Origin of the sequence: Leifsonia sp. ZF2019 (assembly GCF_019924635.1) — a bacterium.
Taxonomy (GTDB): domain Bacteria; phylum Actinomycetota; class Actinomycetes; order Actinomycetales; family Microbacteriaceae; genus Leifsonia.
On record NZ_CP065037.1, the window covers coordinates 2,805,010 to 2,828,034 of the forward strand.

A 23,025-nucleotide genomic window follows, 5' to 3' on the forward strand; every position below is an offset into this window, starting at 1 on the left:
GTAGATGAGCAACACTCAGGGGGAAGACAAAGCCGTAAGCGTCCGCGCGAAACTCATCGGAGGTGCGGCCGTCATCACGCTGCTCGCCGCAGCAGGCATCACGGTTGGGGTCAGCGCCCACGCCGCGCAGGTCAAAGCCGACGCGGAGCACGCGATGACCGTCGCGGCACCCGCCTACCAGGGCGCCATCGATCACGGCGGATCCTTGGACACCCTGGGCGCGCAGTCGGTGCAAGCGAAGAAGGACTACGACGCTGAGCAGGCCAGGCTTGCGGCCGAGAAAGCAGCACAGGAAGCAGCGGCAGCTCAAGCCGCTGCAGAAGCGGCTCAGGCGGCAGCGGATGAGGCCGCCCGTCAGGCTGCCGAACAGCAGCAATCAAACACAGGAACCGACGACTCGGATTCCTCTGGAGGATCATCGGGAAGCAGCAAACTCCCCGCCGGTTCACCTGTCCCCTGGATCCCGAATCCTGACCCGCAAGACACTGCTGGTGGGCGCTGGGACACCAGCGCCTGCGCTAGTGGCTCCGCATCAGGAAACCCCGCCGTCTGCGACTGACTGAGCTTCCAGCGCGGCCACCCGTTCCTCGAGCGAAACCCTCAGCGTTCGTTCCCGCTGTACAGCCATCAGGAGCGGAACCACGAGTTCCTCATACCGGACACCGGCGACGAGACCGTCCTCGTCTAACCAGACATTCAGCGGGGCGACTGGTTCTACATCCTCAGCCATGAGCCCCGACTGCCACGGCGCCCCCTCGCCCATCTCGAGCACGTCGGTGTGCCGCTGGAACCTGTACGCCTGCAGGCCGAGGAAAGCATCAAGATCGATCTCCAACGGCACGATGTTCGTCTTTGACCGTCGAGTTGAGGTGTTGCCACCCATGTTGCCCGACGAGTCGATGTAGACCGCCGAATAGCCAACAGTGACCGTGTTGGACTTCGTTCCAGGAGAACGCACAATCCCAGCCGAAACCACCTGCCCGGAGGCTGTCACGTTCGCGGCGGAAACGTTCCCTGACGCGTTGACGTCGACCGGGGCGATCGTGCCTGGGCTGGCGACCTTCGAATCGACCTGCGCCTTCGTGTAGGCGTTCGCTGCCATCCATGCGGTGGCGATCGTGTTCACCTGAGCAACGATGTTCGCCAGCGTCTGCTGGACCTGCTGCACTAAGGAACCGATGGATGTCCCCGTGGGGCGCTCGAGCTCGCGGAGGCGTTCTCGCTGATCGGCCATCGCGCCGGTGAGCTGTTCGGTACCATCCCGCGGCGCCTTATAGCCGCCAGCCATCACACCACCTCCGGGACGCACTTGATCTTGATCTGCTGGCCCTCTTCGTCACCGGAGAGGGAAACGATTCGACGGCGGAATGTGCCTCCAGCGGTGAGGTACGGATCCCCCACCCCCGTCGTTGGGTTGTACGGGGCGATGGTGATGTCGCAGAAGTCGCCCACGTTGTAGCTGTTCAGCCAGGGACCTGCAGGGTTGCCCTCATCGTCCGTGGGGCGCGCCTCGACCGTGAATGACCATGTCTCTTCCGCACCCCGGCCGGCCACCGCGTTCAACGCCGCGTACTTGTCCAGGGTGCTTTGCATCGAGACCGTGGAATGCGAAGAGTCGACGAGTTCCATCATCGGGAACCCTTGGTCGATGAGGCTCGAGTCATATGCCCGTGAAACCAGGACGTCGTCTGCCTGACGGCCTCCAGTCGCCCACGCGAACGACCCCATACCCGATGCGTCCTCGCTGATCTCGAAGTCCGATATGGGCGAGTCATCAACGGTCAGATTCCACTGTGGGACCGAGGCGGCATAGATCAACGGCTGCGCTACAGTCCCTGTCTGCATAAACCATTCGACGCCGAGGAAATCGGAGGTGAAGCGTGGCTGGAAGTTGATCTCGACGCCACCCTGCAGCTCGGTCAGCTGTTTCAGCGCCTCGCCTACCGGTTTGAAGTCCACACCGAGATACGTCTTCGTGTGGTCTGACACACCATCGATCTCGTCCGCCTGGAACACGATCGGCAGGTTTCCGCCCGTGCGAGACAGTGCCTGCTGTACGAGACGTTTCGCCATCGTTCCCCACCAGATTCCCGTGTACTGGGTTGTGAGCAGCGGATTCGCGATCGTCTTCGTGTTGTCTGCCGGGTCAGGGATCGTCCATTGGGTGACGTCCAGCGTCTCGGCAAGCAGGGGCAGGATAAGCCGATGATCAAAAAGGGACATGAGCCCCTTGGCGCCGATCTGCAGCGTCCGGTCGGGCTGGTTGTACGTGCGAGTCCAGATCGGCCCGCACGCTTTGATGGTGTCGTCTTCAACGACACCCAGGAACGCTTTCCCCTTCGATGCCGTGTTCCTCAGGTCGAGGGCCTGCACATCGGGGTCTTGCATGTCGACCGTGACCCGGATGGTCTCGGCCGTGTCGAGGGAGTCATCCCACGGCCCCTTCATCACGGGAAGGTCGAGGATGCGCCGGCCGGTGCGGAGGTCACCGATGATGTACCGCGTCATCGGTGACCTCCTAGTGGTTCGCGGGTGCCGCCGTGAAGGTGAACTGTGGGGTACCCGTCACTGCACCCAAGGGCGAGAACTGGATCTGGTGCGTTTCACCTGGCCCGACTTGGAAGAAGTCCCTGACTGTCAGATACCCGGACACGTCATTGCTTGGCGAGTCGATCCACGCACGGCCTGTTCGCTGGTTGATTTGCACAAGCGACCCGTCTGGGATGACCCGCTCGAATCGAACCGTCTGCCCGGTGGTGACGTCGGTCGCGGTGAACCCACCGCTCAACCCGCCAGTGGCCGTCAGCGTCCCCCACGTGGGCGCTGTGCCTGTATTCGTGAACGACACGCGACCGGATGACCCGTCAGCACCGAAGTCCCAGTAGGCGGTAGGCGTTGTTCCCAGCGGGAACAGCAACCCGCCGCCGGACACCGGGACACCCGTCGAAAAGCTCTGGTCGGGCCCGTACATGAGTGGATCGAACGCAACCAGGTCGATCGTGAAGGTGAACTGGTTGCCGCCGTAGTCGGGGTCCAGGATCACCGATCGGACGGAAGCCACTCGCCGCATGGGACCGTCGATGTCAGTCACAAGAACGGTGACCGACTTTCCTCGGGCGATTTTCGTCTTCAACAGTTGCTTTGCCGACTGAACATCGGATCGGGCCTCCCCGAGAAACGCGCCCTTGATCGAGAACGCCAGCGACTTTCGCCAGTCCATCGCGATTGCGAATGAACCGTCCGCTTGAGGTCGTTCCCGGATCTCTGTCTTCGATTCCGAGACCGCATCCCAGTCGCCCAGGAACACAAGAACGAATCCATCTGTACCTGTCTCACCCGGGCCAGCGGGGAGCACCAGACTGTCGATAGCAACTGTCATCAGATGCTCCCCGCTGCCACACGGCCAAACTCGCGCCCCATGATCCGACCCGATACAACCGGGTCATTGTCCGGGGCGACGATCTTCTCGACGTACATGTACGGGGCATCCCGAGTCGACGCCGGCTGACCACTGAGCTCGGACAGAATGCCTGGCTTCAGAGGGATAACAGCCTCCGGGTACCGGCCTTCACCGATGTTGGCCATGATCCCGCCGGGGACAGCCTGGACGATGCCGCCGTCAGCGAGGCGAGGGATCTTCCCGATGGTGAAGTTGATCGCCCCACCTGTCGCATCCTTCACCGCACTGGCGACACCGTTGATGCCACCGATCACACCGTTCACGGCGTCAATAACCGAGTTGATGACGCCCTTCACAATGCCGGTGATGCCGTTCCATATGCCGGTGAAGATCTGCACGATGCCGCCCCAGGCCTGCTTCCAGTTGCCGGAGAACACGCCGGTTATGAATGTGATCACACCGCCGAGGACATCGGTGATTCCCTTGATCACCGGTTGCAGCACGTTGGAGATGATCTGCACAACGGACTGAATCACGGGGATCAGGAAGGCGAATGCACCTTTGAGGACGCCGGCAATGATGTTCGCGAGGAACGTCAGCACAGCCGACAACGGTGGGATGATCGCCGACACCAACTGCAGCAGCGGCTGGATCAGGGCCAGGATCGGCGTCAACAGTTGAATGAACAGATCAAGGATGGGTTGCAGCACTGGCATCAGAGCCGCAACCACCTGAATCAGTGGCGTCAGGATTGCGCTGATCAGCGGCATGAACGCGGTAATCAACTGACTGATCACAGGCGCCAATGCTTGGAAGATCGGTGCCAGCATCGAGATCAGAGTGGTGGCCAGGTTGACCACCATCGAAATCACCGGAGACAGGATCGAGATCAGCTGCGTGAAGATCGGCACCAGAGTGGAGATCAAGCTTGTCGCAAGCTGCAGCACGACCGGGATCAGTGGGGTGATGGCCGAGAGCAACGCCGTCACAAGAGGCGAGATCGCCTGAAAGATAGGCATGAGCGCAGAGGCCAGCATCGACACCAGCGGAACGACGGCGCTGACGATGGTCCCGATAACGGGGCCCAGGGACGACAACGCCGGCACCAACGCCTGCAGCACGGTTCCTATGACGGGAACGATCGCCCCCGCGAAGGCGGAGAAGATGCCCGACAACTGGGTGAGCAGGGTCACCACCGAAGGGAGCACAGCGACCAGAACGCCGCCCAGAATGTTCACGAGCTGGGAAAGGAACGGTGCCACAGTGAGAAGTGCGTTAGCGAGCACACCTCCGATGGTTTGCGCCATCACGGCCAGTGCAGAGCCGATTTGGCCGATCACGGGACCGAGCGTGGTGAGCAGGTTGCCGAACGTCTGAGCGAGCTGACTGCCGATGACGCTGAACGCCGCCTGCAGTTGAGGTGATACGGCGACCAGACCAGCGAACGCTGCTGCCAGAATCCCGAGAGGACCTGTCAGGGCGGTAGCGATCGGGGCGAGACCACCAAGCCCTGGGATCGCAGCAATGATCCCGGTCAGGCCACCTGCCCCCAAAGCTGCGAATGCGCCAGCGAGCGGGCCCAGGAGGGCCGCCAGCGGGGCAAGGTTGGCTTTGAGCGAAGCAAGACCACCATCAGCACCTGTGATGAAGCCGGTGAATGCTTCGATGACAGGGTTGAGGCGCGCTCCGATTGCCTGCCCCACTCCGGCTGCCGCAGTCTCGAGAGGGCTGAGCGCCTGCGTGATCGCCAGGATGGTCGGTGCGATTTCGGGGAAGATCCCACCGAGCGCGCCGGCGCCGATCCGTGATAGGGACGCCTTGAAGTTGTCGAATGCGCCCGGGATGGTCTTGCCCATCTCCTGTGCCACCGTGCCCGACGCCTTCGTCATGGCGGCCTCGAAATCGGAGAACCCGATCTGACCCTGCGAAGCCATGTCGAAGACGGCGTCAGCAGTCGTCCCGAATTGGTCTGCGAGAGCCTGGTAGATCGGGATGCCCCGGTCGGCGACCTGCTGCAGAACGTCGTTCTGCGCCTTACCTGTGGAGGCGACCTTGTTGTAGATGTTGCCCATCTCGGACAGGCTCGAACCCGACGCGGCTGCCGAGTTCGCGACCGACTTCAGGACACTCTCGAGCTGCTCACCCGGCTTGATACCGGCAGCAACAGCGCCCGCTGCCACGGTCGCCGCGTCGCCAAGACCGAACGCCGTGCCCTTCACTGAGGCGAGAGCGTTCTTCATGATCCCGTCGACATCGGCAGCCGAGTTGCCGAGGCCAGTGAGCTTCGCCCGGGCGACATCAATGTTGTTCAGTCGGGCGAAACCGCCGGCGAGAGACGCACCGATACCCGCCGCCGCCGCTGCCACTGTTGCGGTAGCGGCACCTTTGAGGACGCCACCTAGGGCCGCGACGAGACCGCCTCCGACCTGACCGCCGACCTTCTGGCCTGCCGCGTCGCCGCCAAGCTGTTCGACGATAAGCCGCTGTGCCCCAGGAGAAACGGGGATGATCGTTACTTCTGCGACGGCTGCTTCAGTCACAGATCACCTCCGGCGGATGCGCAAAAGTCCAGCGCCTCGGCTGGCCTCTAGTTGGGGTTCGCGGCACCCGAAGATGGGTTGCCGAATGGCGACTCAGACGAGGTAGGTTTGCTGCACCAGACCGAAAGGATTCGGGGGAATGTCCCAGCACCAGAACATCTATTCGCAGCGGGGCTGCATCGACTGCAAGCCCTGCGAAGGTGGCGGGGGAAACATCGGCCGCAACAGCACACTGTGGGCGATCGGAATCTTCACCGCAGGCATAGGCCTGCTGTTCCTCCCGTTTTTCAAGAAGTGTCAGTACTGCGGGCACAACATGTGGTGGAACAAGCACTACGGCCCGGACATGCGCCAGGCCGCATTCGCAGCCACAAACCAGACGGCTTAGCGTCCGGCGTTCTTCCTCAGAAGGTCTATGGCCTCGTCGTAGGTGAGTTCCGTGTACCCGAGACGTTCAGGTCGCTGCCATGGTCTCGGGAGTGGCTTCCATTGGTTCTTCTTCGACCCTTTCGCACCCTGAAGGTCGAGCAGGTCGAGCAGCAGCATCCCTTCACGCGACAGCGGATAATCCCACCCGTGAATCGCGGCATGCAGAGGAGATTCCGGGAGAGAGGCCGCCACGGTGATGTAGGCGGCCGTCTCCTCCGGGATGCGGTAGATGTCCTCGAGGGTCAGTCCGCCTCGTCGTAGTTCGAAGACGAACTCAGCTTCGTGGCTCCGCCAGATCTGTCGGAGCTCGGCGATTTTCCCCAGCCCGACGCCTCCGACCACGCCTCGAACACCTGCGCGACGTCATTGAGGTCCAGGACGGCACGGAAATCCTCAGGGATGACGTTCTCCACGAACGCCGCAATCACGGCGATACCCACCTGCTGTTGGTATGCATCCTTCTGCGACCCGGCCATGACCTTCGGTCGTGGGATCGAGTCCTGCGCATTGATGAGCTCGAGCGGAACTCGCGTCGAGAGGAGAAACTGCTCATCGCCGTAGTTCACCTTGAGAGGTTTCCGGCGTGGAGATGGGGTGATGTCAACGGTTGCCACGATGGCGTCCTTTCAGGTGGGTTCAGGTGAGCAGGTGAGGCGGGGCCGGGAACGCCACCTGAAAACGCCCCCGGTCCCGGTCTGGATCAGGCGTGAGCGCCGGCCGCCCATGCGGTGCCCGACCAGTTGAAGTCGAACGCGCCGATCGAGATCTTCTGACCGGTGGTCCAGGCGGTGGTCGGGTTGGCGACATAGCCGAGGCCTGCGAGCTTGGCCGCATTGGTCGAGTCCGAAGCGGTGATGTTCGAGTCAGCGGGGAACACGTTGCCCGGCGCCGCGGCAGACTTCTTGTTCAGGCTCGGGTCGAAGACGCGCTCGACCTTGCCACTGAGGGTGGCGTTCGCGTAGCCCTTCACGGTGACCCCGTATCCGGTCGCGTCGCCGCTGTCGAAGGTGATGTCTTCGAGCTCGACGACCTCTGCGGCGGGGAGCCACACTCGGCGCACGTTGGTGCCGTCGATGACGTCGAAGACGAAAGACTGACGGCCGCCGGTCTGGGATGGGTCGACGTCGTAGCTGCCGTCAGGACCCGGGGCGACACCGAAGTACAGTGCTACCGAGGCACGGTTCGTCTCGATCAACGTGAACTTGTACGAGATCGCCGCGTCCGTTACCACCGTGCGCACCAGGGCTGCGTTCTGCCATCCCTTGATGTCGTTCGACGACCGGTCTGTGGTCCGCGACGTGCCATCCTCCGACAGGTAGCCAAGGTTCGTGAATGCGGCGTTCAGCGCGTCTGACGCTGAGGTCGGGCCGGTGGTGCCCAGCGGGGCAACGTACCAGGCGCCCGTGGGGGCAACGCGGACGTTGCTGGAATCGGGAGTGCCAGTGGGCATGATTCGTCCTCCTTGCCCATCCGGGCATAGAAAAAGCCGCCTCGAGGGCGGCGCATTAGTTGTGGGTGCTCAGGTGAACTGGATCCCGCGGCGGGTCACATTCGCGACCATGTACCACTGGAAGAACTTCGTATCGTTCGGAACCTCGACCGGTCCCGCCGATACCCGGCAGGCAGTGATCGGGTCGCCGTCGCGAATGCCGAGAGGTGCTGGGGCTTCGAAAATCGCCCGCACCATCAGAGCCAGATCCGCAGCGTCACCCTCATCGAGAGCGCGCACGTTGATCCGCAATGTGGCGTCGTCAAGCGTGTTGAAGGTGCCGGTCCCAGTGCCGAGGTTCACGGTCACCATTCGCGTCTCGCCCTCGATGGCCTTGTTCGACACCGACACACCTTCAGTGAACGGCTCCGCACGGGAATCGAGGAGCGACTGCAGCTTCGAGATCGTCACTGCCGGAAGGTCGGTGAAGATCACGCCAGCAACGTTGCTCATGCTCGCCGCTCCTGCCGCTTCTTCTCACGCACCTTGTACGCACGAGTCCGCTTCGGAGCATGCGCAGACGGCACCACCGACTGCAGCGCAGCCAGAGCAGTACCGTTCGCGGCCTCATCCTCAAGCGGGATGGTCGTCGTCACGACAGCTCGAGCGCGACGGCCACCGCCCTTCACAGTTCGAGAGGTGGTGACTTCGACGGAGCCGCCAGGAAGCTTTCCTGCGACCTGGCTGCCGAGGTTGGCAAGGTACTGCTGCATCTCCGGTCCCGCCATGACCTGGTTACCCCAGGCCGCCTGATTGATCTTCACCTTGATGCCCTTAGCCACGGGTAAGCTCCGTACGCTTGAGAACGATCACGGTTCCGACCACCTCACCGCTCGGTTTCTGCCAGAGCGCTTCGATGCCCTCGGATTCGTAGTCGATTCCGCGCACCTTCCATTTGTCGCCAGAGAGAGAGCCAGCGAGGTCGGGTGCGCGGAAGTAGAGAGTTCCGCCGTCGCTCGAAACAACAGTGTCGACGCCCTCGACATCGTTAGTGACCACGGGGGCAAACGAGTGGGCCGTCAGCGGAGACGTTTGGGGGGCGAGGATTGGCTTTCCGTAGCGGTCCAGTTGGCCCGAGTCGACCATTCGAGTGCGGGTTACAGCCTCGGACATCAGAGCATCCTGGTCTTGACTCGAAACGAGCGAATTCCTGATGAGCCGGGGAAGATGTCGATCAGGTCGCCCGGTGCCAGGTAGAGACCGCCTGCCGAGATGCTGGTATCCAAAGTCTTCGATTCGGTGAAAGGACCCGTTGTCTCGCTGTACTGACGCAGCGCCTCAGGGTTCATGAGTACCCGTTTCACAGCGTTCACGACCGCATCACGGATGGCGTTCGCCAAAAGTGGATCCGTCGCGTACAGCACATCTATATCTCGACGGCGGCGCCGGCCCTTCAGTCGCAGCTTGTTCGAGGCTTGCTCGATAAGGTTCTCCGCGAGAGCCTCTTGCGAGGTGGTGAGGGGCTGCCAGACATTGGCCACATCTTCGGGTGTTGCGAACGTCGTCATGGCAGCCTCCTCGTCACTCGGTGGGAACGCCAGCAGCCTCGAGGGCCGCGATGATGTCCTTGCGCGTTGCGTCGGCACCGACAGAGACCTTGTGCTTCTCCGCGTAGGCGGTCCAGGCATCTACGGTGGCTTTCGGGCCGCTCTTCGCTGGAACGTCGTCCGAATCGGGTGCTTCGGTCGGCTCTGCCACCGGGTGATCTTTCTTGACGGGTTCGATTCCCTCGGACCATGCCTTGGGGTTGGTGATGAGCGCCTTGGCCCACGCGGGCACGGTGACGCCAGGTCCGAAGACATGGACGTCACCGTGCTCGTCGTGAACGTGGACGATGCTCGTGAGCTCGGCCACGGTTCTCCTTCCTAGAGGACGTCAGCGGAGAAGCTGAGGTCCGCGTTGGCGAGGACGGGAAGGGCGATCGCGTCGGACACGACCTCGGCGATCAGCGGGGGCTTCTCGCCGCGGTACACGCCCACCACGAGGCCGGGCTGGTCCGCGTCCTCGAGGGCATAGTCGGGGTCCATCGACGTGAGGGTCTGACCCCAGAACGTCGCACCGAGCTCGGTTCCCTCCCAGTCGTCGGTGGCGACCGGTGCAGGCAGGAGCAGCAGCCGATCATCCGGGACGACCTTCGTTGCCGAGCCTCCGACGCTTACGCGGCGGTCGTAGATGACGATCGGGGGCAGGCCGGCGCCCTCGATGATCGCGTTCACGTCCGCGCGAGTCGCGGGGCGGGCACCGCCGTTGATCAGCTGTGTCTGGAACTCGTTGCCGGCGGCGAGTGCGCGGAGAACTCGAGTGGACATCAGGAACGAGCCAGGTGGAACCCCGTTGTCCGTGATGTAGGTGTCCGTCCAGCTCTGCAGGTCCGCAAGACGGGAGACCGTCTTGTCGCTCCACGGTGTGGCCGCGGTGACAGTGTGTCCGGCCGACCGACCGAAGTCGTCGTCGGATTGGAACTTGCCGCCGAAGTTCGTCGGGTTGATGGTTGCCTTGCCGGTCGCAAGAACGATGCCGCGCAGGCGCTCGACGGAGTCGGAGACCGCGTGCACCACACGGTTTGTGGTGTTGAGGACGGCCTGCAGGATGGTCTCGTCAGACGAGTTGCGGGCGCGGAGCTGCGCGTACTCGCTGACGGGAATGTTCTGCCCGACAGCGGGGAGCTCGAGCGTGACGCGCTTCCCGGTCTGTCCCTTGCCGATCTCCGGCTCAGCGTCGTAGGCACGCCACTGGGCGATGTCGACCAGGCCAGTCGAACCCTGCATGAATCGCACAACGATGTCGGCGACCTCACGGTTCGGCAGGAACTGGGCGAGGGTGCCCTTCTGTGCTTCGTAGTCGGCGAGCGAGGCTCGCGCGTACCCGGTCAGAGTTGCCGGGTCGATGACGTCAGTCCAAAGTGCCATGTTCGGTCACTCCTTTCAGGCGAAGACGCAGGTCGTGGCGTCTTTGGCGGTGATCGGCTTCACGAACGACGCGTAGGGGACCTTCGCGGTGTTGATGCGGCCATGATCGAGGACAGGGGCACCGAAGTCGGTCGCGCCGACGACCTTCTGGTCGGTGAGGATGAAGCCGGCGAGGATGCCGGCTCCCGTGGTGGTGCCGACCGTCACGTCATACGGGACAGCAAGTCCCGACACAATCGCGATGGGCGTGCCGGCGGGGATGTACCCGTTCGGGTAGTGGGTGTTCGCGGTGAACGTCGAGATGTCGATCGTCTCGGTCCGCGCGTTGCGGATTCCGTGAGACGAGCCGAGCCACGACAGGTCACCGCCACCGATGGTCTCAGTGCTGAGACGAGGCATGGTGGATCCTTCCTAGGATTCGGTCTTCTTGGATTTGCGTGTTCCGGCGAAGAGATCTGCTCCGGCGCCGACGCCCTTGGCGGGCTGGTTTTGGCCGCGCTTGCCCTGTCCGAGGTCAGGGCCGCCCTTCTTCTGGGCACCACTACTCGCTTCGGTCGAGTGCTCCTGAACCCACGCGGCGATGGCGTCGGTGTCAGCAGCGTCGTCCTTGATGAAACGGCTGCGGTCTAGCTCCAGAAGCGCGTTCGCATCCGGGATGCGTCCGTTGAGCGCGGTCGCAAGAGCGTTCTTGACGCGTTCGGCGGCAAGGATGGCTCGGATCTCCGAGCGACCTTCCTCCTTGGCAGCGTCGAGCGCGTTCTGCTCCGCGGACTGGGTCTTCGTGCGAAGGTCCGCATTGTCCTTCTCGAGCTTCGCGATTTTCTCCGGCGTCCAGTCGCCGAAGGCTTTCACGCGGCCCTCATGCTTGCGGGACTGGTGAAGGTGGTACGCGGCCTGCTGCTCCGGCGTCATGTCCTTGACAGGAGTGTTCGCCGGGAAGCCGGTCTCTCCACCTGCGCCGCCCTTATCGCCTTCGTCACCACCACCGCTGCTCTCTCCATCGTCTGAGACGAATCGGAGTCGCGGGTTGCGGATGAAGATGCCGCCTCGAGTGAACATGCTGTTGTCTCCCATGTCGGGTGTTTCGGATCCCCATGTCGGGGCTACCCACCCGTCCGGGTGGAAGTCTTGGTGAGTCAGATCTGGCTTGGACCCGTGAAATGGTCGGATCGCCACGCCAGAACCGGCCCGAGCTCCCCGTGCTCATGCGTGACGATCACGTCGAGGTAGTCAGCGACCGGGTTGTTCAGCCCGATGTCGCGGCCTCCCCGGTCGGCTGCGCGACCAGACTTCGCAGCTACCGCTTCATGGGTCTGTTCCAGCAATTTCGGGTCAATTACCTGCTCATCCGGTTCACCGATGAAGCTCTTGATCCCGCAGTCACAGCCCGGATGTATCGGCATCAGATCGCCTTTGTAATACCTCTGTGTGGAGGCGATCACGCATAGTGCGCAGTTCTCACGACCCGTCAGCGTCCGCTGATACAGCTCCACCCGGGTACGGGACATCGCTTGCCGCGCTGCATGCGTCTTCGCGAGCTGCATTCCCGAGGAGACCAAGTCAGCCAGTCGTGCAGCACCTGCCGCTGTCGCCGCGTTGAGCGTGTTGCCGTTGCTCAACGACGTGTAGACGGTTGTGAAGGGGCGCTGATAGACCGTGTTGGCATCGACTCCGCGAAGTGACTCGGTCGTTGCGTCAGCGACAGCACCGCGAGAGATCGTCGTCCCAAGTTGCTGTGCCGCAACCCGGGACAGGTACGCATCGGTGAGTTCAGCGACCCGCTTCTGTCCAGCCTCAACTCGAGGGACCAGTTCAGCGATCAGCTTTTCCGCATCAGCATCGCGATACGCGGACAATGACGACCACTTCCGGTACGCGTACGACATGACCTTGCTACGAACCGCCGCCACTTGAGCGTCGTAGTTCTGGTCAAGCCGCGTTACCGCCACCGGTCAGCTCCTCCGCCAGAAGTGCCTCGTCAGCCGCTTCAGCCTCAGCCTGAGCGACCTGCTCGGGGCCGAACTGCCAGATCTCACGCATGATCGTCCGCTTCGCTAGTGACGTGACTGCCTGGGCTGCGGCACTCGCCTTGTCGGTGACCGCGTACCGGCTCGCCGGCTTCCAGTCGAGAGTGATCTTCGCCTTGTTTGCCCGCTCTTCGTCACCCAATGTGAGGAAGGCGATGTACAGAACGTCAACGAGCGCGGAAGTGCACCGCACCTGCTTGTCCTCAGTCGCGAAAATAAGACCCTCGACATTGGCCTGAGCCCCTGACGCCGACTCGTTGTCAGGCGCGAACATCGCGAGCGGTCGACGCGTGACAGCGGCAAGCTCCCGAATATCGTCCTTGATGGCCGACTGAATGCCCTGCATGTCCGCCTGAGCGGTCTGGAACACCTTCGAGTTGTACGGCAGCTGGATCCACGACCCCGGGTCAGTAGTGAGGACGTTGTCCGGGATCGAGTCGAGCTCGTTTCCGTCCTCGTCCGTGGCACCATCCATATCGACCTGGATGACCATCTGCTTGAACGCCTGATAAGCGGCGATGACCATGGCGTTGTAGGTCTTGTGGTTGATGCGGTCGAGGACGTCAAGGTGCGGCTCGAACTCACCGATACCCCTGCGGTTGCGGAAACGCACAACAGGCACGATCGGGTGGTTCAGCTCTTCCCCGTCTACTCCGCCCCGCGTGTCATCCCACACATAAGTCGACGGGCTGAACGAGATACCCTTCCCGGGCCCGCTGCGGTCACGGTAAGCGACCCAGCGGCGCGCGTTCGACATTGCCCCGTCATCCTGGCGCTCACCGGGAAGGTACAAGTAGATGTAGTCCCGCTTCTCATCCGAGTCGTGGAACACCTTCATCGCAGCCCTCACCTCGGACTGCCGGGCCGGGTTGTGGAAAGTCACCACCTGACGCGGGTCTTCACCCGTGATGACGATCTCCCCATCCTCATCCTGCCCAACGATCATGTACGCGTCAGAAAGAGCGAGCATGTTCTCGAGCACATCCGAGAACTCGACGTCGAGGCCGTTGTTCTTCCAGATCTGCCATGCGACGTCATCGACCTGATCCGCAGACACAGCCGTGCGAATCTCACGGATAGCGCATCGTTCGCGAATCGAACCAACGATGAGTTCGGCGAAGTTCGTGCACGCCTTCTTCTGGAAGGAACGGAACGCATCGGACGCTCCGCTCCCAACAGGGACCGGGAGAGGCGGCTCGCCGTCGTGATAGCCGGCAAGTTTCTGGAGGCGAGGAAGGCGCAGATTCAGCTTCTTGACACCCTTGACGATCCACCAGCCGGGAGAGTTGGTCTCTGTGACTTCAATGGTCACTGCGGCCTCCGTTTCCCTACTTGAGTCGGCGGATCACCGCCTTGCGCTTGGCCTTCGGTTTGGCACCGAGCCGACGCGCGTCGGCACATGCTTTCCACGACAAAGTCGCGGCCATTCCTGCATCAAACTTGAGTTCCTGCTGGCCGTCCTGCTTCGCCATGACGAGCAGGGGCTTTCCCTCCTCGTCCTTCACGCGAAGTTCCTTCACGCCGGCGTTGCCGAGATGACGGATCAGATCGTTGTGCGGGTCGAAGTCACCATCCGGATTCTCAATACCTCCGAAACGGACACTCTTGGTGTCGATCGCCTCGGTGTACTCACGCAGCGTGTATGCCATTCGGACGTATTTGTTCGTCCAGAACTCCTCGACCTGATCGGGATACTTCGCCGACCAGGAGCCCATAGTTTCGGTCCAATGAGGCGGGTCACCGTACAGCTTCCACACCTCGTAGAACGACATGGCGTGCTCGAGTGTCTGTGTGACCTCGTCCTCGGGCACTTCCCACTCATCGTCGCCCTCCGGACGCTCCCATAGACCAAGGAGCTCCTGAACACCTGTCGCGATGTCCGTCGCGACGAGCGCTGTAGCGTCACGGAAGCGAGCGCCATCGAACCCGAGGCCAACGAACGCTCCCTGTGGAATCGTCCTGCCAGGGTCCGCGCGATCGAGGATCCTCTTGAAGTCGAAGAACTGCGAACCAGACTTCCGCCACCGGTTCAACCACACACGCTCGAGATACGCCTTGTCAGCCTGCGGACGATCCCACTGCTTCGCGATCGACTCGAACTGACCCGGACCATACTCGCCGGCCGGACCAGTCGCGTCCGATATCGCCGCGACGCGCTTGTCGATAGTTGAAAGGTCGTCGTGCTCATCACCCGCCCACCGAGCAAAGAAGAACAGGGCCGGATTCTCGATCTCGCCGCGGTCGATCATCTCCGCCTCAGCGCGCACATCCTCCTGGATGCTCCCCTGACCCGGTTTCCCGGCAGTCGACGTGTACAGCGCCCATGGGTCCTCGAGCGGCCTCTTCGTGAGGTTGGCGCTCATCGTCTCGTGCGCATTCTTCGCAGACGGCAGATACAGGCGATGTGGCTCGTCGAAGTGCTGGAACGTCGTCAGAGCACCATCACGGGAGCCTGGGGAATTCGAAACCGGGACGACCTGACCGTCAGCACGACCACGTTCGTCAATGCGCAGAATGCGCTCGAGTGAGGATTCGAAGTAGTCCGCGTCAGGGCCCTCCTCGACAACGTACTTCAGCACACCGAAGGCCAGCTCAGAGACCTGCTCCTCGGTGACAGCCATCATCGGGATGTAGGGGAAGGCTACCGGTCGTCCAACGGGATCCCCATCAGCATCGAACCCATCGCAACGAACAGGACCCTCCGGGTGAAGCTCAGCGAACGCCACCCATGCTGCGAACTCAGTCTTGGCCATGCCTTTGCGCCACTCGATTGCGCCGCGCTGAAACCGGCGCCTGCCGGCGAGACGATGCCCCTGCGGGTACACCTCGTAGAGGCGGTACAGTGCAGCGAGCTTCTCGTCATCCAGCAGCGCCGGACGCCCAGCGAGCGAACCAGGACCGAAGACGCACCGGTCAAGGATGAACTCAGCAACCGAAGGGCCCAGCGTGGGAAAGGACAAGTCAAGAGGCGGGACAATCAGAACCGCCACGATCGCCTACTGAGCCAACCGCAGGCGAGGGTCCTCACCCTTCGGCTTCTTCGCAGCGTGACGCTTCTCGGTCCGCTCTTCAGCCTCGTCGGCTGCAGCGAACTGGATCTTCAATCGAGCGCGGTCCTCCGGCGTTGCGCCGAACTTCGCCACCCGCAGTCGCAGCTCATTCGCCACCGACGTGTTGCCGGTCCAGAACTTTGCGTGGATCAGAGCCGTGTCCATCAGCTCCGACCAGTCGGTCTCTGTGAACTCTGTAGAGAGAGGCGAGCTCGCCCACATGCTCCACCACTGACGCGTCCGCTCAGGCCACACGAACTGCTGCATCACAACGTTGCCGTCGATCTCAACTGAGACGTCGAAGGTGGGAAGTTCAGGCTGATCAGAAGGTGCCGCCTCGATTATGCGCATCTGTGCGCCACCACCATTACGGCGAACCCGCCGAGACGGATCCTTCGGAGCAGGTCCCTTGCCAGCCATTGCTACCTCCCATGTCGGGAAAACGGGCGCCCGTGTCGGGCAACACCCGCGGAATTACGCGGGAAAAAGCGTTACAATTGACCATGCGCAAATGCGAATGGTGCGGGACTGCGATCGTCTATAAGAACGCCCAAGCCGTCTACTGCTCAAGCCGATGCCGTGTTTACGCCCACCGAGCCCGGAACAACCCATTCGCAGCCCTCCGCAACGAGAAGCGCTGGGTTCTCTGGGACACGAACAAGCGACCGATCATGCCGTCTGGCGCGCCGGCAAGTTCGACTGACCCGTCAACGTGGTCGATGGGCCACGTCGTCAACGGTCACCTGAACATCGGCTTCGTTCTGGGCGACGGATTCGCCTGTATCGACCTCGACCACTGCCTCGTCGGCGGCCGACCGAACGAAGCGGCCTCCGAGTTCCTCAAGAGCTACCCGAAGCACTACATCGAGATATCGCCGTCCGGTGACGGCCTTCACATCTGGGGAACCGCCGATGAAGGGCCGGGGACGAGGCGCATCGAGAACGGGCTCTCCGTCGAGCGCTACACCACCGGCCGGTACATCACCGTTACCGGCCGCGTCTTCCAGCCTGGCAACCTCCTGCCGCTGTAACGCTTTTCTCGCTCAGCGCCAATCTGCCGCATCGGCACCTTCGCGCGCGTCCGCGAGCTAGAGTACGTCACGATCGACCGCCTCGGCTCATCCTCGCCCGCCACAGCACCAAAAACCCCAGACCCGTACAGATCCAAATCAGCAGCATCGCCCGCCGAACGGCCCCCGGGGGTGGGGGGTGATGGCCTGGGTGCTTGTCGCCGTGTTTTGTTTGCGTGGTTCGCCTTTGAAGGCACGTACGCGGCCGCGTCGTGATTCTTCGCGCGTCTTGGCTGCGTGACAGGTGCTGCATGCCCCCTGGCCGTTGCTCAGGGTGTACGTGCCGCCTTCAGCGACGGGAACGATGTGGTCTGCTTCGGTTGCTGTGCCTGTGCACTTGGGTCCGCGTATCTGACAGCGTCGTCCGCAGCGTTCGAGCACAGCGCGTCTCCACTCGGTGTGGATTGGCGTGCTGGTTCGGTCTCTGCCGTATCCCCAGTTGATGGGCATGTGTTCGTCGCAGTACCTGGAGTTGGTGATGCGGTTCTCGCAGCCTGGCTTTGGACACTTGCGGGGGGCCCGGGGCATCTTTGCTACCCCCTGGTGTTTAGTCGTACCCCCTGGTGTCTTCGTCGCAGCAGAGAGCTGCAGCGAGCGTGGATAGGTACTCGGCGCCGCATTGGTCGCAGGCAGTCATGCCGTTCATACCGGAAACCCGAATAGCAGGGACGATACCTCGGCTAGGAACATGCCCGCTATGACCCCCACTAGGACGGGCCATCCAGGTAGGGAACTGTCTTCCCCGAACCATCCGGGGTCTTTCTCGACGCCTTTTCTGGAGGCCATCAGATACCGCCGCGGTTCTTGTAGCTGTCTGCGATTCGGCGTCCCAGAGTGGAGGGGTCTTCGGTGTCTTCGCTCCTGAACACCGTGACTGCGCCAGAACCTACTGGTGCAGTCTTCCTAGTGGGCGGCTGCTTGAAGCTTCGAGCGATGGCAATCAGGATCGCCATTGTGAGTCCGATGACGATCAGCGCGAGGCATCCTGCGCTGACCCATCCGAGGATCTCCCACATCATGATGTGCTTCCTGTCGTGGAGTTGAAGCTGTGGTCAACGGTGACGCGTTCGGCAGGGATCGTGATGGTGATCGCTGGCACGCCTTGATCCGTCACCTCGATCCGGACACCCTCTTCGGTTATGTGCCAGGGGAAGTCTTCGCCGTCGATGGTGATCGCGAATGCTGGAACGGTGACTGCGTTCGGGTCTCTCTGCGCACGGGTGAGCCAGTGCGCCTCGACGTTGATGTGTCCTGCGAACTCCGGCATCAGGTTGCCTCCGGTCGTAGGTTGGTTCCGTCCTGGGCCCGACTATGGGTGAACGTTGGGGCTGGTCCGGTCACGCTTGATGCCGTGCGCACGAACGGCATGCTTGGTGAGGATGCTCGGCCCTGTTCTGTGTTGGGGGTTGAGTCGGGTCCAGGAACGGAAGCAATGTGATTACGAGCGATCGTTGTTGCGGCGCTCCAGCATGTCGATCCGTCGCGCGTCAGCCACGTAAACATCGTCGAGTACGAAGCGCGCGATCGTGAGCGCGTCGTTCGCGTCCTCTTGGTTCGGGACCTGGTCGATGTCTCCGTGCGCCATGTCGTTACCCAGGATCCGGAGCGCATGCGCCATGTCTTTGGTGCCGCGTCGAATGTGTCCTTCGTCGTTCAGGTTGTTGATCTTCTGAACGAGGGAGCCTGTCGTGATGCCTTTGTCTTTCGCGGTGGCTTCGATGATGCTACGCACCAGAAGGAGAACAGCACGATGTGCGCCGACCGAATAGGCGTCAGATGCTTCTCGAAGGTACCCTCCGACCGATTCGGGCAGGAATTCGGTATCCACCGGCCGCAGCGGTGGAGGCGACCAACTCTCTATCGTCATCGCTTCCCCCTCGGTAACGGCTTGGGATCCCGCCAGGATTTCGCCGACTGTCAGTGACCGAGGCCGTGAAGCCGTCGCACCGTAGGCGGTGTTGAATCGTTGGCAGGCGTCGCACGTTGCGGCCACTTCGGCTCGATACGCATATCGGCCGGAAGCTTGACCGGAAATGCTTTTCCCAATTCGGGCCGTGCGAGCCGTGAAGTGCGTTTGATTTCCGCAGAATGCGCAGGTGCCAGCCAACATGCTGGCTATTATGCCCGCTTGGCATCGGCGAGTAGGTGCCGGGTGTGGGTCGACCCCCTGTGGTTGATGTCACACCCGGACGATGTTCAGGTTTGGTTGCCTGATGGAGGGTGGATCAGGTCTGTGACCCTGAAGTGGGTGCCGCCAGATACGCGAAATCGCCGCTTGTCCCAATGTGTGTGGGAGGCGGCGATTCGCTTGCGCAGCGCCAGTCTAACAGGCAATTCCGACATCGTGCATGTCACTCCTTCGGGTGTGTCCTGGCTGGGTTAGATGTGAGCTTGGCCCGGTAGAACACCATGAGGTCGTTGTGTCCGATGTGGATGCGGCCTCGGATGAGGATGTGGGGTAGGCCTTCACCGATCCACCGTTCGATGGTGCGTGGGTTGCGTTGGACGCGGGTGGCGGCTTCGGTGATTGTGTAGGAGGTTCGGTTCACTCGATCACCTGGCGGAGGATCTTCGCGTACTCCTGTTTCGGGATCTCGTGTTCGCATTCGGTGCACTTTACCTCGACGTCGCCGGGGTTCTCGGACCACCAGTCCGCCCGGATCGCGTACTCGCCGCAGACAGGGCATGGGCGTGGGTAGGTGGGCTTCTCCCGTCCTCGCTCGATCGGGTACTTCTTGCGGAGTTCCCAGAGGAGCGTGGTGACGTCGTCGCGGTAGTCGGCGAGGTAGGCCGGGTGTGTGCTGGTCTGCTCTTGGTGGATGAGCAGCCATGACGTGAGGAGCCCGGTGAGGAGGCCGGCGCCTTCTGCGGTGACGTTTGCGTGAAAGCCTTGCATGTCGCCTCTGCGGATGCGCTGTGCGGCGATGTGAGCGACGGGTGGGGCGATGTTGAGCCAGTCGGAGAAGTTCTCCACCCATTCACCCAGTCGGGCGTACACGTCGGATGCGTCGTCTTCTGCGGTGATCCGCATGGGCGCGTTCCACTCGGTGAGGGTTTCTCCTCGCTCGGGGTTGGAGAGTGCGATGGCTCTGACGTGGGTGAGGATCTCGGGTGCGTCCGTTAGGGCTCGGGTGAGGCGCCAGTGAGCGATGCGTTCTGCCCGCTGTTCCTCGGTCTCGAAGTCTCGGACGTCGATCATGTCGGTCATCGGATCTCCTTGGGTTCGTTCAGTCGGGTGGCTACACGATCGGCGATCTCGTCAATGACGATGTCGAGCTGCGCGATCTGGGCTGCCGTTTGCGGGGAGGACCACAGCGCTTGACCGGGTGGCATCGGCACATTGATGAGCGATTCCTCTAGGCGCCGCCGGCGTGCTTCGACTGCTGCCAGGAGCGGATCAGTGTCGGTCATCAGGGCTCCTGTCGGTAGGGGTTGGGCCGGTGGATGGGGTAGGTCGGGTCTTCGCGTTGCTTCATGTGCTCATGGGCGCAGGCGGTGAATCCGTCATCCCAGAGATCAGCGGGATCCTGTCCGTCAGGAATGATCTGTCCACCCATCTCAAGTTGCACGCCGCGGGCCATGTCGTTGATCAGGCTGCTGTCGATACGGACGTTCCACAGGGCGAGGGATTGGAGCCGTTTTGCGAGCATCGAGGCCCCGGTGGCTGCACCGTCTCGGAAGTCGTCTGATGCGATCCCGCTCACTGTCCTTCTCCTTCCGCGAGAGCACGGATCGCGACGAGAGCAGCCTCCCGGCCACACGAGTCATCGTGACCGCCCATGCCGAAAGCGTGGTAGCAGTCAGGGTCCGAGTCCTCAACCGCATCCACAGCTTCTCGGAGTGTTTCCTTCCGTGCCCACTCAGCGATCGGTTGTGCTGCTGCCTCAACTTGGGTCATCAGGGACGCCCTGAACGACGTAGCGAGGTCATCCCACGCCTTGTCAGGACCAGTCGACTCGATGTCCCAGAGCTGCTGCGCGGCCACCATCAGCACTTCGTCCGGGATGTTCACCGCTACCCCTCTCCTCGCACGGGCTGATACAGACGGTCGAGCTGTGTGACGGTCGTGCTGCCGATGCGGCCCGCCGAATCAGAAGCCTTCACACCACCGTCGGCGTCAACCCTCTCAAGCGTGATGATCGACCCGTTGTACTTCGATTCCAGACGTTGCCCCGCTTGGTACCCGCTCATGCCTGTTCCTCCTTGTGCTCGGCATTGGCATATGCAGTCGCCCCAGAACTCGTTGGGACCGTCGCACGGCGCGTGCTGGCCTCGCGAGCACGGACCACAGATGCGACCGCTCATGCCTGTTCCCCCTCAACCGGAGTCCACGGGCCAACAAGGCGGCGGACGGCCTCAACCTCGGTAGGGAATCGAGAGGAAATACTTCGGGCGCGGACCTCATCTGCCGGAGTTGCGTAGTTTCCCGGGGTGAGCCGACCGGGTTCGATATCTCGATATCCCCATTCGGTGTTCATGCTGTCGAGTTGTGCCCGCAGCCCGTCACGCTCAGCCCGAATCGCACCGATCTCGCGATGATCGGTCGCCTGCTGAATGATGCGCTCAAGGAACTCCGCCGCCTGATCGAGGCTCATCGTCGTTGACTGTGATAAGGCGAGAGCGTCCATCGCGAGCAGGTTCTCCGCGTTCCGCAGTTTCTCGTTCTCGACCGTCAGAGCCTCAACAGCATCCGCCAGGGCGAAGAGCACACGCCGCGCGTCCTCGCTCGAACCACCAACGACGCCGATGGTGCGCGCTTCCTTGATCAGCTTCGTGTAGTCGTCGCTCATGCGATGTCCACCTCCCATTCTGTCGAACCCTGTCGTCGCCGCACGATCACGGGTGCACCCCATGTGGACTTTCTTCCCGTGTGCTCTGCATCCTCAGCCGTCGTGAACGGAAGACCGAAGACGTACCACCAGATCGGGTTCGGGCCGGTCTCGGAGTCATAGAAGCCGTACTCCCACGGCTCGGTGGTGGTGTCGCTCATGTCTGGTTCTCCTTCGTGGGTTCGGGGTGTTCTGCGTGGTCGCATTTCGGGTTCGGGCAGCGACGGTTGTACCCGCATGGGAGGTCACCAAAACCGGGGACACCGCGCCGGCACTTCGCGCAGCAACGTTCACCACGCTCTGTGATGCGTTCCCTTGGGGTTGGTGCCCACTCAGCACGAGGAGATAGGTCGATGCGGCCCTTCATCATTCGCTCCCGTTCTCGTGGTCTGGTGTCCCGGAATTGTGCGATTGCGGGCCGCGTGAGCCGAGACACCACTCAGGGCACGGCACTCCGCGAGGGTGCGCCTCCATCCCGTACGGCACCTCGGGCGACTGACACCGGTTGAGGTAGCTGCCAGCGCCGCGGCGGTGTGCCCAGTGGCGCGGTCCGCCGTCCTTCCCGCCGAACTCCTCGATCTTCGCTCCGCAGTGCACGCACGTCAGGGGCAGCACGAGGTCGAGCTCTGCGAGCGTCAGCGGCGTTTTGCGCATTCTCGGGTCGTCCATCATGCCTCCGTCCCGGAATCGACCGACTCTGTGTTTCGGTGCTGCCAGCAGCGCTCGCCCGCGACTCGCACGCGACGGTTGCAGTGCCACATGTGACCCAGGTCCGACCTGCTGTACTTCCGGGCCGCGCTCATTCCGCCGTAATGACACGGCGCATCGCAGATCGTGCTCATGATGCAGACCCGGAATCGACCGATTGCGGCTTGACGTACCCTGCGCCGTCGCAGACGGGGCAGGTGGCGAAGTTGAATCGCGGGGACGTATTGGGTCCGCGGTCAGTTCGGATATAGCCGTGGTCGCACGCGCCGCAGTCCACGTTGCCCGGCGCGTGCCGTGGGCAGAACGTGCGACCGTCGGCCACGACCGTCCAGGCGTCATCCGCTCGCCCCGTCGGCTCCGAGAGCGCCTCGTCCAGCGTGCCCCGGTCCCAGTGGGTCATCTCCTCCCCGTCGGGCAATGTGACCGAGCACGGTTCGTGGTCGCACTCGGCGCGGTAGAACGTCTCACTCGTGATCATCGCTGTTCTCCTGTCTCAGAATCCGAAGTTGTTCGGTCCGCGTCTGCGAATGTGTCTGCCCCGTTCTCGAACTCGAGCACGGGTCATGTACTCGGC

The 23,025-nt window shown here is 62.5% G+C and carries 33 protein-coding genes; 3 read left to right on the forward strand and 30 right to left on the reverse strand.

Annotation, left to right across the window (positions count from 1 at the left end; genetic code table 11):
• The first annotated feature begins 4 nt into the window (after positions 1 to 4).
• Positions 5 to 559, forward strand: coding sequence for a hypothetical protein (locus tag IT072_RS13740; protein WP_223357420.1), 555 nt, complete (start codon positions 5 to 7; stop codon positions 557 to 559).
• Here IT072_RS13740 and IT072_RS13745 read toward each other — a convergent pair.
• The 4 genes from IT072_RS13745 to IT072_RS13760 are packed head-to-tail and all read right to left on the reverse strand — an operon-like array spanning position 533 to position 5,940.
• Positions 533 to 1,288, reverse strand: a complete 756-nt coding sequence (locus IT072_RS13745) for a tail fiber domain-containing protein (RefSeq protein WP_223357421.1) — start codon at positions 1,286 to 1,288, stop codon at positions 533 to 535. The two genes, IT072_RS13740 and IT072_RS13745, sit on opposite strands and share 27 nt — an antisense overlap.
• Complete coding sequence (locus IT072_RS13750) at positions 1,288 to 2,508, reverse strand: hypothetical protein (RefSeq protein WP_223357422.1); 1,221 nt, start codon at positions 2,506 to 2,508, stop codon at positions 1,288 to 1,290. The genes IT072_RS13745 and IT072_RS13750 overlap by 1 nt, the downstream gene beginning before the upstream one ends.
• 10 nt (positions 2,509 to 2,518) lie before the next feature.
• Entirely contained in the window at positions 2,519 to 3,379 is an 861-nt protein-coding gene (locus IT072_RS13755; RefSeq protein ID WP_223357423.1) for a phage tail domain-containing protein, read from the reverse strand.
• Positions 3,379 to 5,940, reverse strand: coding sequence for a tape measure protein (locus tag IT072_RS13760; RefSeq protein WP_223357424.1), 2,562 nt, complete (start codon positions 5,938 to 5,940; stop codon positions 3,379 to 3,381). The genes IT072_RS13755 and IT072_RS13760 overlap by 1 nt, the downstream gene beginning before the upstream one ends.
• 139 nt (positions 5,941 to 6,079) lie before the next feature.
• Here IT072_RS13760 and IT072_RS13765 point away from each other — a divergent pair, with 139 nt between their 5' ends.
• Positions 6,080 to 6,328: a hypothetical protein gene (locus tag IT072_RS13765; RefSeq protein ID WP_223357425.1), complete on the forward strand. Its 249-nt coding sequence runs from the start codon at positions 6,080 to 6,082 to the stop codon at positions 6,326 to 6,328.
• Positions 6,329 to 6,611: 283 nt separating this feature from the next.
• Here the strand turns inward: IT072_RS13765 and IT072_RS13770 are convergent, their stop codons facing one another.
• The 14 genes from IT072_RS13770 to IT072_RS13835 form a co-directional block, all read right to left on the reverse strand.
• Positions 6,612 to 6,983: a hypothetical protein gene (locus IT072_RS13770; RefSeq protein ID WP_223357426.1), complete on the reverse strand. Its 372-nt coding sequence runs from the start codon at positions 6,981 to 6,983 to the stop codon at positions 6,612 to 6,614.
• An 86-nt stretch (positions 6,984 to 7,069) separates the two neighbouring features.
• The gene (locus IT072_RS13775) at positions 7,070 to 7,819 is read right to left on the reverse strand and encodes a phage tail tube protein (RefSeq protein ID WP_223357427.1); all 750 of its coding nucleotides are present in this window, start codon (positions 7,817 to 7,819) and stop codon (positions 7,070 to 7,072) included.
• A 69-nt stretch (positions 7,820 to 7,888) separates the two neighbouring features.
• On the reverse strand, positions 7,889 to 8,311 hold the full coding sequence (locus tag IT072_RS13780; protein WP_223357428.1) for a hypothetical protein: 423 nt from the start codon (positions 8,309 to 8,311) through the stop codon (positions 7,889 to 7,891).
• The gene (locus IT072_RS13785; protein ID WP_223357429.1) at positions 8,308 to 8,640 is read right to left on the reverse strand and encodes a hypothetical protein; all 333 of its coding nucleotides are present in this window, start codon (positions 8,638 to 8,640) and stop codon (positions 8,308 to 8,310) included. The genes IT072_RS13780 and IT072_RS13785 overlap by 4 nt, the downstream gene beginning before the upstream one ends.
• On the reverse strand, positions 8,633 to 8,971 hold the full coding sequence (locus tag IT072_RS13790; protein WP_223357430.1) for a hypothetical protein: 339 nt from the start codon (positions 8,969 to 8,971) through the stop codon (positions 8,633 to 8,635). The genes IT072_RS13785 and IT072_RS13790 overlap by 8 nt, the downstream gene beginning before the upstream one ends.
• Positions 8,971 to 9,366 (reverse strand): Gp19/Gp15/Gp42 family protein, encoded by a 396-nt coding sequence (locus tag IT072_RS13795; protein ID WP_223357431.1) that lies wholly within the window; start codon positions 9,364 to 9,366, stop codon positions 8,971 to 8,973. The genes IT072_RS13790 and IT072_RS13795 overlap by 1 nt, the downstream gene beginning before the upstream one ends.
• A 13-nt stretch (positions 9,367 to 9,379) precedes the next feature.
• Positions 9,380 to 9,712 (reverse strand): hypothetical protein, encoded by a 333-nt coding sequence (locus IT072_RS13800; protein ID WP_223357432.1) that lies wholly within the window; start codon positions 9,710 to 9,712, stop codon positions 9,380 to 9,382.
• 11 nt (positions 9,713 to 9,723) lie between these two features.
• Positions 9,724 to 10,767: a major capsid protein gene (locus tag IT072_RS13805; RefSeq protein ID WP_223357433.1), complete on the reverse strand. Its 1,044-nt coding sequence runs from the start codon at positions 10,765 to 10,767 to the stop codon at positions 9,724 to 9,726.
• Between the two features lie 15 nt (positions 10,768 to 10,782).
• The gene (locus IT072_RS13810) at positions 10,783 to 11,166 is read right to left on the reverse strand and encodes a head decoration protein (protein WP_223357434.1); all 384 of its coding nucleotides are present in this window, start codon (positions 11,164 to 11,166) and stop codon (positions 10,783 to 10,785) included.
• A gap of 12 nt (positions 11,167 to 11,178) precedes the next feature.
• Positions 11,179 to 11,841, reverse strand: coding sequence for a hypothetical protein (locus tag IT072_RS13815; RefSeq protein ID WP_223357435.1), 663 nt, complete (start codon positions 11,839 to 11,841; stop codon positions 11,179 to 11,181).
• 62 nt (positions 11,842 to 11,903) lie between these two features.
• Positions 11,904 to 12,716, reverse strand: a complete 813-nt coding sequence (locus IT072_RS13820) for a hypothetical protein (RefSeq protein WP_223357436.1) — start codon at positions 12,714 to 12,716, stop codon at positions 11,904 to 11,906.
• Complete coding sequence (locus IT072_RS13825) at positions 12,697 to 14,106, reverse strand: phage portal protein (RefSeq protein ID WP_223357437.1); 1,410 nt, start codon at positions 14,104 to 14,106, stop codon at positions 12,697 to 12,699. The genes IT072_RS13820 and IT072_RS13825 overlap by 20 nt, the downstream gene beginning before the upstream one ends.
• 16 nt (positions 14,107 to 14,122) lie before the next feature.
• Positions 14,123 to 15,784 (reverse strand): phage terminase family protein, encoded by a 1,662-nt coding sequence (locus IT072_RS13830; protein ID WP_223357438.1) that lies wholly within the window; start codon positions 15,782 to 15,784, stop codon positions 14,123 to 14,125.
• A gap of 6 nt (positions 15,785 to 15,790) precedes the next feature.
• Positions 15,791 to 16,264, reverse strand: coding sequence for a phage terminase small subunit (locus IT072_RS13835; protein ID WP_223357439.1), 474 nt, complete (start codon positions 16,262 to 16,264; stop codon positions 15,791 to 15,793).
• A gap of 32 nt (positions 16,265 to 16,296) precedes the next feature.
• Between IT072_RS13835 and IT072_RS13840 the strand changes: the two genes are divergently transcribed.
• Positions 16,297 to 16,875, forward strand: coding sequence for a hypothetical protein (locus IT072_RS13840; protein ID WP_223357440.1), 579 nt, complete (start codon positions 16,297 to 16,299; stop codon positions 16,873 to 16,875).
• A 138-nt stretch (positions 16,876 to 17,013) separates the two neighbouring features.
• On the opposite strand, the gene IT072_RS21405 is transcribed toward IT072_RS13840, so the two are convergent.
• From IT072_RS21405 to IT072_RS13900, 12 genes are all read right to left on the reverse strand, one after another.
• Entirely contained in the window at positions 17,014 to 17,442 is a 429-nt protein-coding gene (locus tag IT072_RS21405) for an HNH endonuclease (protein WP_442786763.1), read from the reverse strand.
• Positions 17,443 to 17,699: 257 nt separating this feature from the next.
• The gene (locus IT072_RS13850; protein ID WP_223357442.1) at positions 17,700 to 17,933 is read right to left on the reverse strand and encodes a hypothetical protein; all 234 of its coding nucleotides are present in this window, start codon (positions 17,931 to 17,933) and stop codon (positions 17,700 to 17,702) included.
• A complete protein-coding gene (locus tag IT072_RS13855; RefSeq protein WP_223357443.1) occupies positions 17,930 to 18,181 on the reverse strand; it encodes a hypothetical protein in 252 nt (83 codons plus the stop codon). Before IT072_RS13855 ends, IT072_RS13850 begins: the two co-directional genes overlap by 4 nt.
• Before the next feature lie 171 nt (positions 18,182 to 18,352).
• The gene (locus tag IT072_RS13860) at positions 18,353 to 19,024 is read right to left on the reverse strand and encodes a DUF4145 domain-containing protein (RefSeq protein ID WP_223357444.1); all 672 of its coding nucleotides are present in this window, start codon (positions 19,022 to 19,024) and stop codon (positions 18,353 to 18,355) included.
• 435 nt (positions 19,025 to 19,459) lie between these two features.
• Positions 19,460 to 20,122 carry a hypothetical protein gene (locus tag IT072_RS13865; protein WP_223357445.1) on the reverse strand — a complete coding sequence of 221 codons (663 nt, stop codon included), beginning with the start codon at positions 20,120 to 20,122 and terminating at the stop codon, positions 19,460 to 19,462.
• The gene (locus tag IT072_RS13870; protein WP_223357446.1) at positions 20,119 to 20,325 is read right to left on the reverse strand and encodes a hypothetical protein; all 207 of its coding nucleotides are present in this window, start codon (positions 20,323 to 20,325) and stop codon (positions 20,119 to 20,121) included. The genes IT072_RS13865 and IT072_RS13870 overlap by 4 nt, the downstream gene beginning before the upstream one ends.
• The gene (locus tag IT072_RS13875; protein ID WP_223357447.1) at positions 20,325 to 20,618 is read right to left on the reverse strand and encodes a hypothetical protein; all 294 of its coding nucleotides are present in this window, start codon (positions 20,616 to 20,618) and stop codon (positions 20,325 to 20,327) included. The genes IT072_RS13870 and IT072_RS13875 overlap by 1 nt, the downstream gene beginning before the upstream one ends.
• On the reverse strand, positions 20,615 to 20,926 hold the full coding sequence (locus IT072_RS13880; RefSeq protein WP_223357448.1) for a hypothetical protein: 312 nt from the start codon (positions 20,924 to 20,926) through the stop codon (positions 20,615 to 20,617). The genes IT072_RS13875 and IT072_RS13880 overlap by 4 nt, the downstream gene beginning before the upstream one ends.
• Before the next feature lie 2 nt (positions 20,927 to 20,928).
• Entirely contained in the window at positions 20,929 to 21,105 is a 177-nt protein-coding gene (locus tag IT072_RS13885) for a hypothetical protein (protein ID WP_223357449.1), read from the reverse strand.
• A gap of 110 nt (positions 21,106 to 21,215) precedes the next feature.
• Positions 21,216 to 21,704, reverse strand: coding sequence for a hypothetical protein (locus tag IT072_RS13890; protein WP_223357450.1), 489 nt, complete (start codon positions 21,702 to 21,704; stop codon positions 21,216 to 21,218).
• Complete coding sequence (locus tag IT072_RS13895) at positions 21,701 to 21,904, reverse strand: hypothetical protein (protein ID WP_223357451.1); 204 nt, start codon at positions 21,902 to 21,904, stop codon at positions 21,701 to 21,703. The genes IT072_RS13890 and IT072_RS13895 overlap by 4 nt, the downstream gene beginning before the upstream one ends.
• 677 nt (positions 21,905 to 22,581) lie before the next feature.
• Positions 22,582 to 22,929, reverse strand: a complete 348-nt coding sequence (locus IT072_RS13900; RefSeq protein ID WP_223357452.1) for a hypothetical protein — start codon at positions 22,927 to 22,929, stop codon at positions 22,582 to 22,584.
• Positions 22,930 to 23,025: the final 96 nt, after the last annotated feature.

Bases quoted from the DNA above. Each gene is read 5' to 3' on its own strand.
- IT072_RS13740 (WP_223357420.1), top strand. From the start codon at position 5: ATGAGCAACACTCAGGGGGAAGACAAAGCCGTAAGCGTCCGCGCGAAA.
- IT072_RS13745 (WP_223357421.1), bottom strand. From the start codon at position 1,288: ATGGCTGGCGGCTATAAGGCGCCGCGGGATGGTACCGAACAGCTCACC.
- IT072_RS13750 (WP_223357422.1), bottom strand. From the start codon at position 2,508: ATGACGCGGTACATCATCGGTGACCTCCGCACCGGCCGGCGCATCCTC.
- IT072_RS13755 (WP_223357423.1), bottom strand. From the start codon at position 3,379: ATGACAGTTGCTATCGACAGTCTGGTGCTCCCCGCTGGCCCGGGTGAG.
- IT072_RS13765 (WP_223357425.1), top strand. From the start codon at position 6,080: ATGTCCCAGCACCAGAACATCTATTCGCAGCGGGGCTGCATCGACTGC.
- IT072_RS13775 (WP_223357427.1), bottom strand. From the start codon at position 7,819: ATGCCCACTGGCACTCCCGATTCCAGCAACGTCCGCGTTGCCCCCACG.
- IT072_RS13780 (WP_223357428.1), bottom strand. From the start codon at position 8,311: ATGAGCAACGTTGCTGGCGTGATCTTCACCGACCTTCCGGCAGTGACG.
- IT072_RS13790 (WP_223357430.1), bottom strand. From the start codon at position 8,971: ATGTCCGAGGCTGTAACCCGCACTCGAATGGTCGACTCGGGCCAACTG.
- IT072_RS13795 (WP_223357431.1), bottom strand. From the start codon at position 9,366: ATGACGACGTTCGCAACACCCGAAGATGTGGCCAATGTCTGGCAGCCC.
- IT072_RS13805 (WP_223357433.1), bottom strand. From the start codon at position 10,767: ATGGCACTTTGGACTGACGTCATCGACCCGGCAACTCTGACCGGGTAC.
- IT072_RS13810 (WP_223357434.1), bottom strand. From the start codon at position 11,166: ATGCCTCGTCTCAGCACTGAGACCATCGGTGGCGGTGACCTGTCGTGG.
- IT072_RS13815 (WP_223357435.1), bottom strand. From the start codon at position 11,841: ATGGGAGACAACAGCATGTTCACTCGAGGCGGCATCTTCATCCGCAAC.
- IT072_RS13835 (WP_223357439.1), bottom strand. From the start codon at position 16,264: ATGGCTGGCAAGGGACCTGCTCCGAAGGATCCGTCTCGGCGGGTTCGC.
- IT072_RS21405 (WP_442786763.1), bottom strand. From the start codon at position 17,442: ATGCCCCGGGCCCCCCGCAAGTGTCCAAAGCCAGGCTGCGAGAACCGC.
- IT072_RS13850 (WP_223357442.1), bottom strand. From the start codon at position 17,933: ATGATGTGGGAGATCCTCGGATGGGTCAGCGCAGGATGCCTCGCGCTG.
- IT072_RS13855 (WP_223357443.1), bottom strand. From the start codon at position 18,181: ATGCCGGAGTTCGCAGGACACATCAACGTCGAGGCGCACTGGCTCACC.
- IT072_RS13860 (WP_223357444.1), bottom strand. From the start codon at position 19,024: ATGTTGGCTGGCACCTGCGCATTCTGCGGAAATCAAACGCACTTCACG.
- IT072_RS13865 (WP_223357445.1), bottom strand. From the start codon at position 20,122: ATGACCGACATGATCGACGTCCGAGACTTCGAGACCGAGGAACAGCGG.
- IT072_RS13870 (WP_223357446.1), bottom strand. From the start codon at position 20,325: ATGACCGACACTGATCCGCTCCTGGCAGCAGTCGAAGCACGCCGGCGG.
- IT072_RS13885 (WP_223357449.1), bottom strand. From the start codon at position 21,105: ATGAGCGGGTACCAAGCGGGGCAACGTCTGGAATCGAAGTACAACGGG.
- IT072_RS13890 (WP_223357450.1), bottom strand. From the start codon at position 21,704: ATGAGCGACGACTACACGAAGCTGATCAAGGAAGCGCGCACCATCGGC.
- IT072_RS13895 (WP_223357451.1), bottom strand. From the start codon at position 21,904: ATGAGCGACACCACCACCGAGCCGTGGGAGTACGGCTTCTATGACTCC.
- IT072_RS13900 (WP_223357452.1), bottom strand. From the start codon at position 22,929: ATGATCACGAGTGAGACGTTCTACCGCGCCGAGTGCGACCACGAACCG.